We start from the raw sequence: 14,722 nt of genomic DNA, 5'->3' as shown, positions 1-14,722 counted from the left end.
CCGGGGATGCGCAGCGGTTGCAGATCCGCCCTGCGATACGGTCAAGAGCGCTGGAAACTCATGAACACCGGCACGCGCCCGGCAGCGCGGGCCTTCGCCTCATAGCGGGTCTCGATCTGGCCTTCCGGCCGCCGCTGCCAGTCGCCCGGCCGGCGGGCCTCCCAGACGAAATCGGGATGGGCGCGAACATGAGCAAGCGTCCAGGCACAAAGATCGGTGTGGTCGGTGGCTGCGATCAGCCGGCCGCCCGGCCGGATCACCCGGGCGAGACCTGCGACCGTCTCCGTCTGGATGAAGCGGCGCTTATTGTGGCGACGCTTGGGCCAGGGGTCGGAAAACAGCAGATAAACGCGGGCAAGCGAGGCATCGGGCAGGGCATCGAGCAGCTTTGCCGCATCATCGCCCAGCACCCGGACATTGCGCAGGCCGCGACGCTCCAGCTCCACCAGGAAGGCCGACATACCCCCGATATAGGGCTCGCAGCCGATGAAGCCGGTATCCGGCTCGGCCTCGGCCCGGGCAATCAGATGCTCGCCGCCGCCAAAGCCGATCTCGACTGCGATTTCGCGCATCGGCCGATCGAACAGCCGGGCGGGGTCCAGTTGCGTGCCCGGCTCCGGCAGATCGATCGCCAGCTCGGGCAGGGTTTCTTCCATTGCCCGGCTGCGCCCGGCCTTGAGCGGACGCCCCACCCGCCGGCCAAAATGGCGGCGGCCCATGCTCTCACCGGCAGCATCCGCTGCGGTCTCGGTCCCGGTGGTCCGGGTATCGTCGGCGCTGGTCATCGTCGGCACGGGTCCGGCTTGCGGCTGAAGATCGGGTCGAAAACGCAACGGGGCGGCGGCCGTTGCCGGCCGCCGCCCCGCTGATCGCACGAATGGGGATCAGAGCACAAGCTGCTTGATCGTGTCGGCGAGGTCGGTCTTCTCCCACGAGAAGCCGCCATCGGCCTCGGGGTCACGGCCGAAATGACCATAGGCCGCCGTCCGGCCGAAAATCGGCCGGTTCAGCTTCAGATGTTCGCGAATGCCACGGGGCGTCAGGTTCATCGCTTCGCGGAGCGCCTTCTCAAGCTTAGCCTCGTCGACCTGGCCGGTGCCGTAGGTATCGACATAGACCGACAGCGGGTGCGAGACGCCGATCGCATAGGCAAGCTGAATGGTGCAGCGATCGGCAAGGCCGGCTGCCACCACATTCTTCGCCAGATAGCGTGCGGCATAGGCAGCCGAGCGGTCGACTTTGGTGGGATCCTTGCCCGAGAATGCGCCGCCGCCATGAGGAGCGGCACCACCATAGGTGTCGACGATGATCTTGCGGCCGGTGAGGCCGGCATCACCGTCGGGACCGCCGATCACGAAGTTGCCGGTCGGGTTGATGTAGAGCCCGGCATCGTCGCACATCCAGCCGGACGGCAGCGAGGCCTCGATCACCGGCAGGACGGCCGCGCGGACATCCTCCTGCGACGCCGATGCCAGATGCTGGGTCGACAGCACGATCGAGGTCGCGCGGACCGGCTTGCCGTCCACATATTCCAGCGTTACCTGGCTCTTGGCATCGGGGCCGAGCACCGAGATATCGCCCGAACGGCGGGCCGTGCGCAGGTTGCGCAGGATGGTGTGGGCATAATGGATCGGCGCCGGCATCAGCGCATCGGTCTCGCGGCAGGCATAGCCGAACATGATACCCTGGTCGCCGGCACCCTCGTCCTTGTTGCCCGTGGCATCCACGCCCATGGCGATGTCAGCCGACTGTTCATGCAGCAGGACCTCGACCTTCGCCGTGTTCCAGTGAAAGCCGTCCTGTTCGTAGCCGATGTCGCGGATCACCTCTCTGGCGACACGCTCGATCGTTGCCGGAGACGTGTCGCCGTGCGAGCGGATCTCGCCTGCGATCACCACGCGGTTGGTGGTGGCGAGCGTCTCGCATGCGACGCGGGAATACGGGTCTGCGGCAAGCAGATGATCAAGCACCGCATCCGAAATCCGATCACAGATCTTGTCCGGATGTCCTTCGGAGACGGATTCGCTCGTAAAAAGATAGTTGCTGCGGGCCATGGCGCGTGTTCAACCCCTCAAGAACCGACGACGGACCACGAACTCGGAATCCGCGGTCCGGGCACCAGTGCGGGCGGCAACCGCGCCGGTGCCAGTTTAAGGACTCCGTGCGTCTGGGTTCTCGGCAGATGACGCGACCGCGCACCACCAAGCCCACTTAGCGCACTGTTTAACGTGGCGGCAAGCGGCACAAATCCGACCACGGACGATGTAGCGACATCCACGCCTACGCCGGGTGCGCTATCGACACCCTACATATTCACGCGGAAGTTTCAACTTCGTCGTCAGATGAAACTTTCACGGTGCGACGTCGGAATCAAGAGCGCTTTTTTGGGAGGCGGTCGCAAGGCCGTCACTGATGGTTCGGGCCAGTTCGACGACCCGCGCACGCGCACGCGGGTCGCGGATGCGAGAGAAATTGAAGGCCAGGGTCTGCGCTTCGGGTCCATCCATGACCAGCCAGTCGAACCCGTCGTCGATGCCGTCAGAGCCTTCTTCGGCCGTCACCGTTCCAACGTCTTCGTAAAAGAACGACACCGGAACATTGAGTGCATGCGCGATCAGGAACAAGCGGCCGGCACCAATACGGTTTGCCCCACGCTCGTATTTCTGAATCTGCTGGAACGTCAGGCCGACCCGCTGCCCCAGCTTTTCCTGGCTAAGCCCCATGAGCTGGCGGCGGAGCCGCACCCGGCCACCGACATGGGCATCAATTGGGTTCAGTCGCGTCGCCATCCGTTTCATCCCTCCTCGCTCACGGCTGCCTTCAATTCCGGCCCGTTTGTCAGGCGGATAGATGACATCACGCCATGGCATGGGTCAACCCCGGCGCGCGCATCGCAATTCCCGAAACGCGCATTCCGGGTTGCATTGCAAGGCCTACTCGCCTTTGATGACATGTGGCCCACGCTCCGATTGCCGGCTCCGGCGCCACGGCGTCGACAGGTAGCCGAACAACCGGCATGCGATCCGGCGCCGTCCGGTCAGACCCGCCACACGCGAAAGACGTCGCTCCTCAATCCGGAAGATATGCAGCCACCCTCAATTTCTCCTCCGTGGAACGCGAAGGAGAAAAGCGAGCACCAGAACGATCAGCCCCACTACCGCAACCGATCCGTCACCGACACGGGCATAAAGGGTCGGAGGCAGGGCGGTCGGCAGCGGCCCGTCCAGGACGCCCCGGCGATCCAGCTCCAGCAAGGCGATGACCCGCCCCAGCGGATCGACAATCGCGGAAATGCCGTTATTCGCCGCACGCACGAGCGGCAAGCCTTCCTCAATACTCCGCAGCCGCGCCGAGGCAAAATGCTGATGTGGCCCGGCCGTCAGGCCGAACCAGCCGTCATTGGTGACATTCAGCAAAAAGCCAGGCCGAAGGATGGTGGCGGCGCCCGCCGTCACCTCCCCTGGAAAGATCGCCTCATAGCAGATCAGCGGGCTCACCGGCGGCAGGCCAGGCAGCGCCAACGTCGCCGGCCCCGGTCCGGGGGTGAAGTCGATGCTACCAGCCGTGAGCTTCGGGAAGGGGTTTAGCTCGCGCAACGGTACGTATTCGCCGAAGGGGACCAGATGCGCCTTGTCGTAGACGCCCAGGATCCGTGCCTGATCATCGATCGCCATGACCGAATTGAACACCCGCGGCTGCGGTTCAGTTCCCGGGGGCGATCCGGCCGGAGGCGGCGTCCACTCCACGCGGGGCGCACCCGTTATCAGTAACCCGCCTGGCGGCACGGCACGGGCCAGCACCTCGCGGATCTCGGCTTCCTGCTGGGGATAGTAGCCGATCGCGGTTTCAGGCCAGATCACGTCAGTGACGGTGGCGAAGCCCGGCCCCCGGGTCAGATCGAGATGGGTGCGCAGATGCTGCGCCTTCATTCCGCCCCGCCACTTTTCCTTCTGGTCGATCGCTGCCTGGACGAGGCGGAGCTTTACCCCCGGCACCGTTGCTGTCTGATGGGTTTCGAGGCGCAGGGTACCCCACACGCCCGTCCCCAGCAGCACCGCCAGAATCAGGCCGCCGGTCATCAGTGCCGGCCGCCGGTCCTCCTGCCCCCGGATCAGTAGCAGCGCCGGGGCCGCAAAGACGGCAACGGCGAGCAGACCCATGCCATAGGTGCCGACGATTGCAGCCCCCTGCGCCAGGGCCGGGACGGCAAGGGCAGAGGCGCCGATCAGATTCCAGGGAAATCCCGTCAGGATATGGCCGCGCAGCCATTCGGCCACGATCCAGGCGACGGCCAGGAACAGCACCCGTCCCGGGCCCTGAGGGGCCGCGCGGGCCTGTACCACGCCGACGAGGCCCGTGAAGATCGCAAGCCCGGCGGAAAGCCCCAGAACCGATGGCACCGCCAGCGCCCCGAAGGCTGCCGCGTCCACGAAGAAGGCGACGCCGATCCAGTACAACCCGGCAGCGAACTGGCCGAGCCCGAAGGCCCAGCCGGTCCAGAAGCCCGGCCAGAGCCGGCCGCGCACGCCGTCGAGCAAAAGGAGGAACAGGGTGAAGGCAACGAAGCCCAGAGGCCAGGCGTCAGCCGGCGGCAGTGCCGCCGTAGAAAAGCCGCCGGCGAGTGCCGCGAGCCCCAGCCGCGCACGCACGCCAAGCCTACCGACCCGGTCGGCAAGGCGATGAAGCCGGCCTCCCGCAGCCGGACGGTCCCGATCAGCCAGAGTCACGCGGCAGTCGTGGCTTCAGGAGCGGTCACACGGATACGCAACCGCTTGATCCGCCGGGGATCGGCATCCAGAACCTCGAAGACCAGCCCCGCCGGATGCTCCACCGTCTCACCCGCTGCCGGTACACGGCCGGTCAGGGCGAACACCAGGCCACCGAGCGTGTCGACATCCTCGTCGTCATCGACCAGAACCCGATCGAGCCGCGCTTCCAGTTCCTCGACGTCCAGCCGGGCGTCCGCTTCGAAGACACCGTCTTCAACTTCCTCCAGCCGCGGCTGTTGCAGATCGTCGTGCTCGTCCTCAATCTCGCCGACGATCTGCTCGACCAGATCCTCGATCGTCACAAGACCGTCAGTGCCACCGTATTCATCCACCACGATGGCAAGATGGATGCGGGTGGTGCGCATGCGGTTGAGCAGATCGAGCACCCGCCTCGACGGGGCTTCGAACAGCACCTCCCGCACCAGTCCCGGGCTCTCCAGCGTGCCTGTCTCCCCCAGGCGGCCCACCACATCCTTGATGTGGACCATACCGACCAGCTCGTCGAGCGTGCCACGATAGACCGGCAGCCGGGAATGTCCCGCCTCGGCCATGGCGTGAAGAGCTGCGTCGATGGGTGTGGAGATCTCGATGGCAATGATGTCCGCGCGCGGTACCATCACGTCCTCGACGGTCAGGTCGCCCAGTTTCAGGACGTTGGTCACCAGCTGGCGTTCGGCGGGATCGAGCGCCTCGCGCTCCTCCTCCTCGCCTTCGATGCGCTCGGCCAGTTCAACCAGGCTCTCGCGCAGTTCGTCCCGGTCGCGGGAACGCCCGCCGCCGAGCCAGGACATCAACAGATGCCCCAGGGAAGTGTTGCCGGCCCCGCCCGAGCGGGGCCGTCTAGACGAAGATTGGTCGCTCATCGCTTCCTGCCCGATGGGCCGCCGGCGCCGACGGATCCTCATGATCCGGGCCCGGGGCCCCCTGCCCTCGGACCCAGGCCAGCCCTGCGGTCCGGTCGATCCTGTTGCCGCCCTGCCCGGAACGGCCCCCTTGATCCTCCGACATCTCAGACTCTCCAACGAAGCCGGGGGTGTCGTCAATCATCGATCTGAACGCGGCAGCAGCGCGGTACCCGCATGTTGTCCGGCAAGCCGCAGGGCCCGTTCAATCCGAGTCAGGCGCACCCTCGATTTCGGCATAGGGGTCGGCGATATCGAAGCCCGCCAGGCAGCGGATCTCAATGGCTTCCATCCGCTCGGCCTGATCGTCTTCGACATGGTCATGGCCAAGCAGGTGCAACAGGCCATGGGCGACCAGATGCATCAGATGAGCCCTCGACACCTTGCCCTGCCGGGCTGCCTCGGCCCTGACCGTTTCGGCGGCAACGACGACATCGCCCAGCATAAGCGGCGCCTCGGCGGGCAGCAGGTCGAGGACATCGTCGATCGTCTCCGGATCATCCGGATCGATGGCCTCAGCCGGAAAGGACAGGACATTAGTCGGTCTGTCCTTGTCCCGCCACTCGCGATTGAGTTCGCGCACGGCCGCATCATCCGTCAGAGTTACCGAGATTTCGATCAACCGGTCTTCCACCCGCTCAAGCAGGTCTGACGCCGCCATGGTCAGGAGGGCACCGGCCAGGCGCCCCAGTGCCTCGGAGAGCGCCCCGTCGAGCCGGCCGGCCGGCGCATCCCAGACCGGATCGGACCAGATCTCCCCGACACGTTGCAGGGTGACCTCCACCCGACCGCCGAGCAGAGCCAGGGTCTCGACATCTCCGGTTTCGTCCCCGTCGCCACCCTCTTGCACCGGCAGCCCGTTCATGCCCCGCCCTCCCCGGTCGCCTCAACGGTGGCACCACGCTCCAACTGCCGCCGCGGGCGGCGCCGGGCCTCGTCGCGGGCGTCATAGGCACGCACGATCCGGGCCACAAGCGGGTGACGGACAACGTCCGTGTCGTCGAAGGTAACGACCGGCACCTCCTTCAGCCGTCCCAGCACCGACAGCGCATCCGACAGGCCCGATACGGTGCCGGCAGGCAGGTCGATCTGCGACAGGTCGCCGGTGATCACCATGCGGCTGTTCTCACCCAGGCGGGTGAGGAACATCTTCATCTGCACCGCGGTGGTGTTCTGGGCCTCGTCCAGGATCACGAAGGCGTTGGACAGGGTACGGCCGCGCATGAAGGCGAGCGGTGCCACCTCGATCTTGCCGCTTTCGATCAGCTTGGCGACGATATCGTCGGGCAGGGTATCCTGAAGCGCATCATAGAGCGGCCGGAGATAGGGGTTCACCTTCTCCTCCAGCGTGCCGGGCAGAAAACCCAGCCGCTCGCCCGCCTCGACCGCCGGCCGCGACAGGATGATGCGATCGACCTTCTTCTCCAGGAACAGCGCCACGGCCATAGCGACCGCCAGATAGGTCTTACCGGTGCCCGCCGGGCCGATGCCGAAGACCAGATCATGATCGCGGATCGCCGACAGATAGGCGCCCTGACGCATGGAGCGGGGCGTGATCCGCTTCTTCTTGGTCTTGATGACCACTTCGCCGGTGATGTAGGCGCCTGCCTGCGCGCCGTGATCGCCGTTCCGCCCTGTCGCCGGATGCGCAATGGTGGTGGTGGCCTCTGCCGGCGGGATTTCCAACGCCTCGGTGCCGAGTGCCGCAGTGGCCGCCTGGGTGACCATACGGATCGCGGCGTCGACCTCGGCCATGGTCACGATCAGGTTGCGCTTCAGCCGCTGGTAAAGGCCGTCCAGCACGTCGGCGGCGGCATCCTGGGCGCTCTCGCGGCCCTGGATCGCCAGCCGGTTGCCACGGCTGACGATGTGCACGCCAAGCTGGCTCTCGATCCGCACCAGATGCTCGTCATGTTCGCCGACCAGCAGCGCGAGCAGATGGTTGTCGTCGAAATCCAGGATCACCGCATCGGTATCGGCTGCGGCAACCCGCTCGGCGGCCATAGGGGTGCGGCCGCGTGCCGCGCGATCGGTGCGCCGGGTCGTCAAGAAACCACCCCGGCGGATACGGCGATCCGGCCGTTCCCGGTAACGATCTCTGCCGGCGGCCATTCCCCGCCCGTGATCCGCCCGTTCAGACTGAAGGAATTGACGGTGTCGATGTCGACCTCCACCATCCGGCCCGCGGCTTCCGCGGGTGCGTCGACCACCACCGCCTGCATGTAGGGCGAGCGGCCGACCATCTGCCCGGCATGCCGGCCGGGCCTCTCCAGCAGCACCGGCAGGCGCCGCCCCGTCATGCTGGCATTGAAGGCACGCTGCTGGGCCGAAAGCAGGTCCTGCAGCCGTTGCAGGCGCTCCGACTTCACATCTTCCGGGACCTGGTCTTCAAGGTCCGCCGCGGGTGTGCCGGGGCGCGGGCTGTATTTGAAAGAATAGGCGAGCGCATAACCGACCCGCTCCACCAGCCGCATGGTTGCCTCGAAATCGGCATCGGTCTCACCTGGGAAGCCGACGATGAAGTCCCCGGACATCGCCATGTCGGGGCGCACCTCACGCAGCCGGTCGACGATGCGCAGGTAGTCTTCGGCGGTGTGCTTGCGGTTCATCGCCTTCAGGATCCGGTCGGATCCCGACTGCACCGGCAAGTGCAGATAAGGCATCAGCTGCGGCAGGTCGCGATGGGCCAGGATCAGGTCGCCGCCCATGTCACGGGGGTGCGAGGTGGTGTAGCGGATCCGGGCGATGCCGTCGATTTCGGCAATCGCGCGCGCCAGCCGGGCCAAGGTCCAGTCGCCCGCCGGGCCGCGGGCCCCGTCAGGGGCCGCGCCGTGATAGGCGTTGACGTTCTGACCAAGCAGCATCACCTCGCGCACGCCGTCGACCGCGAGCGCACGAATCTCGTCCAGAATGGCACCCGCCGGGCGGCTGTATTCCGCACCGCGGGTATAGGGTACGACGCAGAAGGTGCAGAACTTGTCGCAGCCTTCCTGTACCGCCACGAAAGCGGTATGGCCGCGCCGGCCGGTCGCGGCCGGCAGGTGGTCGAACTTGGCTTCGGTTGGAAAATCGGTTTCGACCACCGCCTGACCCCGACTGGCGCGTTCCACCATGTCGGCCAGACGATGGTAGGTCTGCGGGCCGAAGACGATGTCGACGAAGGGGGCGCGGGTGCGGATCTCGGCGCCCTCGGCTTGCGCAACGCAGCCGCCAACAGCGATCAGCCGCCCCTCGGGACCACCCGCTGCGCGCAACCGCCCCAGATCGGAATAGACCTTTTCGGCTGCCTTCTCCCGGATGTGGCATGTGTTGAGGATCACCAGATCCGCGTCTTCCGCGACCTCGGTCGGCGCAAAGCCCTGGGCGGCCAGTACGTCCGACATGCGTTCGCTGTCGTAGACGTTCATCTGGCAGCCATAGGTCTTGATATAGAGCTTCTTCGTCACCCTCGCCTCGGGCCTCGTTCTGATCGGGCCGCGGTCGGTTGACCGCCTCACCCGCAAGATATCAGCCGCGCTGCGGCCGCTTCAAGACACACACCCGGCCCTCTTCAGGCCCGGGCGTCCTCGTGGGTCGCATCGCCCTCGACGGCATCGATTTCCTGGGGGTCGAGCGGCTCATCCTCTTCAGCCACCTGAAGAGCACCACCCTCCACCGCCGGACCGCGTTGTGCCAGGGCCTGGCCGATAAGGGCGAGCGCCGCCGTCGACCGGCCCTGCAGCGCAAGGGCAACCCCACCCGCCACCGCCTGCTCGCAATAGCGGGCAAGCGCTTTGCGGTCCTTGAAGTCATCGATCGTAACCGGCGGATGGAAAACCAGTTCCACCCGGGCTGGTCCCAGGGTCAGCGCGTTCCAGAGATGGCCGGCCAGATCCATATCGCCATACCAGGCATAGGCCGGGCGCAACTTGCGCCCCATCGGCATACCGCGGACATGAGTATAGGCCAGAGAGACCGGCTGCACCACCAGCGGTCGGCCACCGGGCCGGCGATCCGCCACCGAAAAGAAGGCCGTGCGGAAGGGCAGCACCCGCTGACCGTCATTGCTGGTGCCTTCGGGAAACAGAATAAGCCGATCGCCCGCCTCCAGCCGCTTCGCCACTTCGTCGGCCTGTTCGGCCGTACGGCTGCGCTGGCGCTTCACGAACACGGTACGCTGCAACTTGGCAAGGAGGCCGTAGAGCGGCCAGTCCGCCACCTCGCTCTTGGCGATGAACGAGCCGTCGATCACCGACCCCAGCACTGAGATGTCGAGATAGGAGCTGTGGTTGGAAACGAACAGTGCCGGCCGGTCGCGAACCGGCGTGCCGACCACATCGACGTCGAAACCGATGAGCCGGCACGTCAGCCGGTGGTAGAAGCGCGGAAACCGTACGGCACCAGGCAGCTTCAGCGCCACCAGTGCCGCCTGTACCGGAATCAGTGCCGCCGTCACCGCCAGATAGATCGGCAGCAGCACCACGGCCCGCAGCCAGCCGGTCATGCGCCCTCGTCGCCGGCCTTGCCCCGGCCGCGCCCCGACCCGCCCTCGTAACGGTCCCGGTAGCGCCCCGTGATCAGGTCGCTCTTCACGATCATGCAGACGTCGGTGGTGTTGAACTGCTTGTCCACGACGGCACCGTCACCGACGAAGCCGCCGAGCCGCAGATAGCCCTTCACCAGCGGCGGCAATTCGGCAAGCGCGCGGGTGGCATGCAGATCGCCTTTTGCCACCAGATCCATCGAGACGTAGCGCTCGGGCACCGCCACGGGCCGCAGGGCCTCCGGCGCCAGATGATAATGGTACAGATAGGCGAGCTGGGTCTTCAGCGCATCAATGTCGGTGCCGTCCAGGCTCGCGCAGCCGAACATCAGTTGAATATCATAGTGCTCAAGATAGATGGCGATCCCGCGCCAGAGCAGCTGCATGGTCGATCGGTTGCGGTATTCGGCCGCAACGCAGGACCGGCCAAGCTCCAGCAACTCGCCCTCCACAGTCATCAGCGGACTGATGTTGAACTCGTCGGCGGTATAGAACCGGCCATGAGCAAGAGCCACGGACCGGCGCAGCAGCCGATAGGTGCCGACCACCGTCGGCGCCCCGCTCGGATGAGCCTCGTCAATCACCAGAAGGTGATCGCAGATCGCATCGAAACCGTCCAGATCGCGCTTCACAGCCGCCATCTCGGGGCTCGGCTGAGCGTGACGTTCCTCGTAGAACACGTGATAGCGCAGGCGCTGGGCCGCCTCGATATCGTCGGCTCCGTCCGCGAGGCACACCCGCAGATTTCCGGAACGCAGGCCGAGGTCGGGTTGGAGTGTTTCGGTCATCCGAACATGCCCTGAAGTCTCGCGGCGATGAGGACCGGCCACCGGGGTAGCCGGTCGTGGGTGAAGAGACGGACCGGAGCATGACCCTCCGTCCCGGGATCCCGGACGATCCCGGAGAGGGCCCGCGCCGGCCGGCGGCGGGGCGGCCTGTCAGGCCTTGCCGGCGTCCGTGTCGTCGTCCTGGGGCTGATCCAGCGGAATGCCGTACAGTTCCAGACGATGATCAACCAGTCGATAACCGAGCTTGCGGGCGATCTCCTGCTGAAGGCGCTCGATCTCGGTGTTCTGGAATTCGATCACGGTTCCGTTGCGCATGTCGATCAGATGATCGTGATGCTCTTCGGGAATGGTCTCGTAGCGGGCACGGCCGTCGCCGAAATCATGCCGTTCCAGAATGCTCGCTTCCTCGAACAGCCGCACCGTCCGATAGACGGTGGCAATGCTGATCCGCGGATCAACGGCACTGGCCCGGCGGTGCAGCTCTTCGGCATCCGGGTGGTCGTCGGCTTCCGACAGCACGCGGGCGATCACCCGGCGCTGGTCGGTCATCTTCAGACCCTTTTCGAGACACAGACGCTCCAGTCGCGACATCTCCAAGATGGCCTGGCTCCTTGGGCAGAAAGGGGGGCGGAACACGCGGATGACCGGTCTGCGCGCTTCTGCATGGCGCGGCCCCTGTTCCGTCCGGAACGGAAGCCATGCCATTGTCGCGCTTTCGGACGACCGTCATGAACGGAGAAGGACCGCCGCATCGGAGGCACGGTCCCCGCAAATCGGTCGTGACGGGATGGTCTGGAAGACCAACCCGCCGGTCAGGCCATTATCTGACAGCAGCCGCGCAACGACAAGCGGCGGGCGCCACAGTCTTCCGACCGGCGCCCGCAAAATCGTCGGCCGAAGCAGCTGCGGGCCGGATCAATCCGCGTCGCCGCGGCCCCGACGGCCAAGGCCGATGCGCTTGGCAAGATCGCTGCGCTGACGGGCATAACCCGGCGCGACCATCGGATAGTCGTCGGCCAGGCCCCAGCGGCGGCGATATTCTTCCGGGGTCATGTCGTAGGCCGTCTTGAGATGGCGCTTCAGCATCTTCAGCTTCTTGCCGTCTTCAAGGCAGATGATGTAGTCGTCGTGCACCGACTTGCGGATCGGCACCGCCGGCGTCGGACGCTGCTCTTCCTCACGCGGCTCGGGCTCGCGACCAAGGCCGGCAAGGCTCTGATAGACCTCGCCGATCAGCTGCGGCAGTTCGCCGGCCGACACGGTGTTGTTCGCGACATGGGACGACACGATCTGTGCGGTCAGCGAAAGAAGATCGAGCGGGCTCGGATTTTCGGCCATGATGTGGTCTGGACCTCGGTGTCTCGGGCGGAAATCAGGGTCGGGAGCAGATGTCAGGACAGGCCGGGTCTCCCGCGGGAGGCCCTTGATTTCGACGATCCTGGGGACGACGTCGGGGCCTGAGGGCCTGGCGGCTCGTCTGTCCGACCGGGATGACAATGACGAGGATGGACATCGGCGCTGATGTCCGGGCTCGATACCGGGACCGGCCTCCGCCCTGGATGGCCGACACCGGGACGCGCCCGTCCCTCATACTCCGAGACGACGACCGGATGGTTCGCAATGAAACCAAGTGCAGATCGCTTTCTCGACGTCACGCATGATGTCTGCCCGATGACGTTTGTCAAAACAAAATTAATGATCGGGAAGATGTCCGGGGGCCAGATCGGTGAAGTCCGACTGAAGGCGGGTGAGCCTCTGGAGAACGTGCCGCGGTCGGTTGTGGAACTGGGGCACCAGATCGTGGACCTTTCGGCCGAAACGGACACGCCGGACGTGTGGCGGCTGACCTTCCGGATCGCCGGCGGATAACGAAATCTCGGACGAATTTCAGGCGGGAACCAAAGGCAGTTCCATGACTTCGGCATCCACCGCCGGGGCCTTGCCGCGGGCGTAGTAACCGCGCCGACGACCTGCGATCCGGAAGCCTGCCGACAGATAAAGAGCCCGCGCCGGCATGTTGTCGATCGCCACTTCCAGCAGCAGCCGGTCTACCCCGCGGGCAGCTGCCCAGATCACCGCCCCGTCGAGCAGACGCCTTCCCAATCCGCGACCGCGGCAGGCCGGATCGACGGCGATCGTCAGGATTTCGGCCTCGCCGGCTGCCGCCTGCACCATAACCATGCCGGAAAGCGCAGGCTCAGAGCCCAGGATCATCGCGGCCACCGTCGGCAGGGCCAGCAGATCGCGGATGGCATCGGCACTCCAATGCGTCTCCCACGGAGCATCGAAGGCCCGGGCATAGAGTGCGGCCATGGCCGGTGCCGCAGCGGCCGTTGCCGGCGCCAGATCATGAGCGCCGGTCACGGCGTCTCTATCCCGCTGGGGGCCGGCGGCAGGGCGTCCGGTGCCCTCAGATAGAGCGGCACGGGTGGCGTCCTGCCTGCCTCACCCGCCATCAGGTGGCGCTCTGCAAGACCGATCAGATCGGCTGCATCGGGTTGCCCATGCCCGTGCGGCAGATCGTCACGGACCAGATCGACCAACCCGTGGACGTCCAGCAGCGGGCGCAGCAGCCGCGCACCTGCCCCGACCGCCAGCGCCGGACGGGCGACCAGATCGGCTGCCGCCGCCTCGGGCGTTACCGCCGAAGGCTCACCCGTGCTGCCATCGGCAGCGACGCGCTGAACATAGACCTCGCCGCGCCGTGCATCGATCACCGCCAGCATCTCGCGACCGGCCACCTCTGCGGCAGCACCGGCGGCCAGCAGTTCAAGCGTCGTCACGCCCAGCACCGGGCAGCCGGCTGCCAGCGCCAGACCACGAGCGAAGCCAAGCCCGATGCGCACGCCGGTGAAGGTGCCGGGCCCGCGGGTCACCGCCACGGCGGCCAGCGCCGCCGGTTTGACGCCCGCCTCGTCCATCAGCCCCTTGACCAGAGGGGCCAGCCGCTCTGCCGCAGCCCGGGCATCGGGCAAAAAGACCCGGGCCACGACCTCTCCGTTGCGGCCGATTGCCGCCGACGTCGCCCCCGCGCATGTGTCGAGTGCCAGAACTGCCGTTCGTCCACCGAAGGTCATATGTATGTCCGTGCCCCCGGAGCCGTGCCTTGTGCTAGGGTTCCCTCGCCGCATAGCACGGACGGGACAGCTGATGTTAGAAGAAATCCTGAGCGAGCGGGACGGGGTCGATCTCGACATCGCCTACGCCACAACCCGCAACTTCACCGGCCGGCCGATCTATGCCCGTGCCGCCTGCTTCCTGCATCCCGAGGCCGCAGCGGCGATGCGCCGCGCCATCGCCATCGCCGCACGCCAGGGGCTGCGCTTCCGGATCTACGACGCATTCCGGCCCTCGGAAGCCCAGTGGAAGCTGTGGGAGCACACGCCGGATCCGAATTTCGTCGCAGATCCGCGCCGGGGCTCGCCTCATTCCCGTGGGGCCGCGGTCGACCTGACCCTGATCGACGGCGCCGGCCGGGTGCTCGACATGGGGACCGGATTCGACGACTTCACCCCGCTGTCACATCACGGCGCCACCGGCATCGCACCCGAGGCCGAGCGTAACCGGCTGTTGCTGATGGGAATCATGACCACCGCGGGATGGGATTTCTACCGGAATGAATGGTGGCATTATCAGCTCTTCGATGCCCGGCGCCTGCCGGTGTTGAGCGACACGGCCGCTGGCACGCGGCTGATGCCCGCCGGCTGACTGCCGGAACCTGACGCGATCACGAGGGGAGAT

The 14,722-nt window shown here is 66.3% G+C and carries 16 protein-coding genes and 1 riboswitch; of the genes, 2 read left to right on the top strand and 14 right to left on the bottom strand.

Annotated features, from left to right (window positions below; all coding sequences use genetic code 11):
• Nucleotides 1-41: 41 nt before the first annotated feature.
• The 12 genes from P7L68_RS27675 to P7L68_RS27620 form a co-directional block, all read right to left on the bottom strand.
• On the bottom strand, nucleotides 42-785 hold the full coding sequence (locus P7L68_RS27675; protein WP_372003242.1) for a tRNA (guanosine(46)-N(7))-methyltransferase TrmB: 744 nt from the start codon (nucleotides 783-785) through the stop codon (nucleotides 42-44).
• 99 nt (nucleotides 786-884) lie between these two features.
• On the bottom strand, nucleotides 885-2,054 hold the full coding sequence (gene metK, locus P7L68_RS27670) for a methionine adenosyltransferase (protein WP_372003239.1): 1,170 nt from the start codon (nucleotides 2,052-2,054) through the stop codon (nucleotides 885-887).
• A 136-nt stretch (nucleotides 2,055-2,190) separates the two neighbouring features.
• Nucleotides 2,191-2,267, bottom strand: a riboswitch (SAM riboswitch).
• Between the two features lie 84 nt (nucleotides 2,268-2,351).
• Nucleotides 2,352-2,789, bottom strand: a complete 438-nt coding sequence (locus tag P7L68_RS27665) for a helix-turn-helix domain-containing protein (RefSeq protein ID WP_372003236.1) — start codon at nucleotides 2,787-2,789, stop codon at nucleotides 2,352-2,354.
• Between the two features lie 306 nt (nucleotides 2,790-3,095).
• The gene (lnt, locus tag P7L68_RS27660) at nucleotides 3,096-4,649 is read right to left on the bottom strand and encodes an apolipoprotein N-acyltransferase (protein WP_372003233.1); all 1,554 of its coding nucleotides are present in this window, start codon (nucleotides 4,647-4,649) and stop codon (nucleotides 3,096-3,098) included.
• A gap of 74 nt (nucleotides 4,650-4,723) precedes the next feature.
• The gene (locus P7L68_RS27655) at nucleotides 4,724-5,560 is read right to left on the bottom strand and encodes a hemolysin family protein (RefSeq protein ID WP_372003230.1); all 837 of its coding nucleotides are present in this window, start codon (nucleotides 5,558-5,560) and stop codon (nucleotides 4,724-4,726) included.
• Nucleotides 5,561-5,876: 316 nt separating this feature from the next.
• Complete coding sequence (gene ybeY / locus P7L68_RS27650) at nucleotides 5,877-6,536, bottom strand: rRNA maturation RNase YbeY (protein WP_372003227.1); 660 nt, start codon at nucleotides 6,534-6,536, stop codon at nucleotides 5,877-5,879.
• Nucleotides 6,533-7,675, bottom strand: coding sequence for a PhoH family protein (locus tag P7L68_RS27645; RefSeq protein ID WP_372006985.1), 1,143 nt, complete (start codon nucleotides 7,673-7,675; stop codon nucleotides 6,533-6,535). Before P7L68_RS27645 ends, ybeY begins: the two co-directional genes overlap by 4 nt.
• Nucleotides 7,676-7,716: 41 nt before the next feature.
• Nucleotides 7,717-9,117 carry a tRNA (N6-isopentenyl adenosine(37)-C2)-methylthiotransferase MiaB gene (gene miaB, locus P7L68_RS27640; RefSeq protein ID WP_372003224.1) on the bottom strand — a complete coding sequence of 467 codons (1,401 nt, stop codon included), beginning with the start codon at nucleotides 9,115-9,117 and terminating at the stop codon, nucleotides 7,717-7,719.
• Nucleotides 9,118-9,221: 104 nt separating this feature from the next.
• On the bottom strand, nucleotides 9,222-10,154 hold the full coding sequence (locus P7L68_RS27635; RefSeq protein WP_372003221.1) for a lysophospholipid acyltransferase family protein: 933 nt from the start codon (nucleotides 10,152-10,154) through the stop codon (nucleotides 9,222-9,224).
• Nucleotides 10,151-10,981 carry a GNAT family N-acetyltransferase gene (locus P7L68_RS27630; RefSeq protein ID WP_372003218.1) on the bottom strand — a complete coding sequence of 277 codons (831 nt, stop codon included), beginning with the start codon at nucleotides 10,979-10,981 and terminating at the stop codon, nucleotides 10,151-10,153. The genes P7L68_RS27635 and P7L68_RS27630 overlap by 4 nt, the downstream gene beginning before the upstream one ends.
• 150 nt (nucleotides 10,982-11,131) lie before the next feature.
• Nucleotides 11,132-11,572 (bottom strand): Fur family transcriptional regulator, encoded by a 441-nt coding sequence (locus P7L68_RS27625; RefSeq protein ID WP_041605099.1) that lies wholly within the window; start codon nucleotides 11,570-11,572, stop codon nucleotides 11,132-11,134.
• A gap of 324 nt (nucleotides 11,573-11,896) precedes the next feature.
• The gene (locus P7L68_RS27620; RefSeq protein WP_014747042.1) at nucleotides 11,897-12,319 is read right to left on the bottom strand and encodes a MucR family transcriptional regulator; all 423 of its coding nucleotides are present in this window, start codon (nucleotides 12,317-12,319) and stop codon (nucleotides 11,897-11,899) included.
• A gap of 183 nt (nucleotides 12,320-12,502) precedes the next feature.
• On the opposite strand from P7L68_RS27620, the gene P7L68_RS27615 reads away from it, so the two are divergent.
• Nucleotides 12,503-12,850, top strand: coding sequence for a sulfurtransferase TusA family protein (locus P7L68_RS27615; RefSeq protein ID WP_372003216.1), 348 nt, complete (start codon nucleotides 12,503-12,505; stop codon nucleotides 12,848-12,850).
• 18 nt (nucleotides 12,851-12,868) lie between these two features.
• Here P7L68_RS27615 and P7L68_RS27610 read toward each other — a convergent pair whose 3' ends face one another.
• Nucleotides 12,869-13,345, bottom strand: a complete 477-nt coding sequence (locus P7L68_RS27610; protein ID WP_372003213.1) for a GNAT family N-acetyltransferase — start codon at nucleotides 13,343-13,345, stop codon at nucleotides 12,869-12,871.
• Entirely contained in the window at nucleotides 13,342-14,058 is a 717-nt protein-coding gene (gene tsaB, locus P7L68_RS27605) for a tRNA (adenosine(37)-N6)-threonylcarbamoyltransferase complex dimerization subunit type 1 TsaB (protein WP_372003210.1), read from the bottom strand. The genes P7L68_RS27610 and tsaB overlap by 4 nt, the downstream gene beginning before the upstream one ends.
• Nucleotides 14,059-14,131: 73 nt before the next feature.
• Between tsaB and ddpX the strand changes: the two genes are divergently transcribed.
• The gene (ddpX, locus tag P7L68_RS27600; protein WP_372003207.1) at nucleotides 14,132-14,689 is read left to right on the top strand and encodes a D-alanyl-D-alanine dipeptidase; all 558 of its coding nucleotides are present in this window, start codon (nucleotides 14,132-14,134) and stop codon (nucleotides 14,687-14,689) included.
• The last annotated feature ends 33 nt before the right edge of the window (nucleotides 14,690-14,722 follow it).

Source organism: Tistrella mobilis (assembly GCF_041468085.1).
Taxonomy (GTDB): Bacteria; Pseudomonadota; Alphaproteobacteria; order Tistrellales; family Tistrellaceae; genus Tistrella; species Tistrella mobilis_A.
This window is presented reverse-complemented; position numbering and strand designations above follow the sequence as displayed.

Coding starts and splice junctions, on each gene's coding strand:
- P7L68_RS27675 (WP_372003242.1), bottom strand. CDS start 785: ATGACCAGCGCCGACGATACCCGGACCACCGGGACCGAGACCGCAGCG.
- metK (WP_372003239.1), bottom strand. CDS start 2,054: ATGGCCCGCAGCAACTATCTTTTTACGAGCGAATCCGTCTCCGAAGGA.
- P7L68_RS27665 (WP_372003236.1), bottom strand. CDS start 2,789: ATGGCGACGCGACTGAACCCAATTGATGCCCATGTCGGTGGCCGGGTG.
- P7L68_RS27655 (WP_372003230.1), bottom strand. CDS start 5,560: ATGTCCTGGCTCGGCGGCGGGCGTTCCCGCGACCGGGACGAACTGCGC.
- ybeY (WP_372003227.1), bottom strand. CDS start 6,536: ATGAACGGGCTGCCGGTGCAAGAGGGTGGCGACGGGGACGAAACCGGA.
- P7L68_RS27645 (WP_372006985.1), bottom strand. CDS start 7,675: ATGGCCGCCGAGCGGGTTGCCGCAGCCGATACCGATGCGGTGATCCTG.
- P7L68_RS27635 (WP_372003221.1), bottom strand. CDS start 10,154: ATGACCGGCTGGCTGCGGGCCGTGGTGCTGCTGCCGATCTATCTGGCG.
- P7L68_RS27630 (WP_372003218.1), bottom strand. CDS start 10,981: ATGACCGAAACACTCCAACCCGACCTCGGCCTGCGTTCCGGAAATCTG.
- P7L68_RS27625 (WP_041605099.1), bottom strand. CDS start 11,572: ATGTCGCGACTGGAGCGTCTGTGTCTCGAAAAGGGTCTGAAGATGACC.
- P7L68_RS27620 (WP_014747042.1), bottom strand. CDS start 12,319: ATGGCCGAAAATCCGAGCCCGCTCGATCTTCTTTCGCTGACCGCACAG.
- P7L68_RS27615 (WP_372003216.1), top strand. CDS start 12,503: ATGTCCGGGCTCGATACCGGGACCGGCCTCCGCCCTGGATGGCCGACA.
- tsaB (WP_372003210.1), bottom strand. CDS start 14,058: ATGACCTTCGGTGGACGAACGGCAGTTCTGGCACTCGACACATGCGCG.
- ddpX (WP_372003207.1), top strand. CDS start 14,132: ATGTTAGAAGAAATCCTGAGCGAGCGGGACGGGGTCGATCTCGACATC.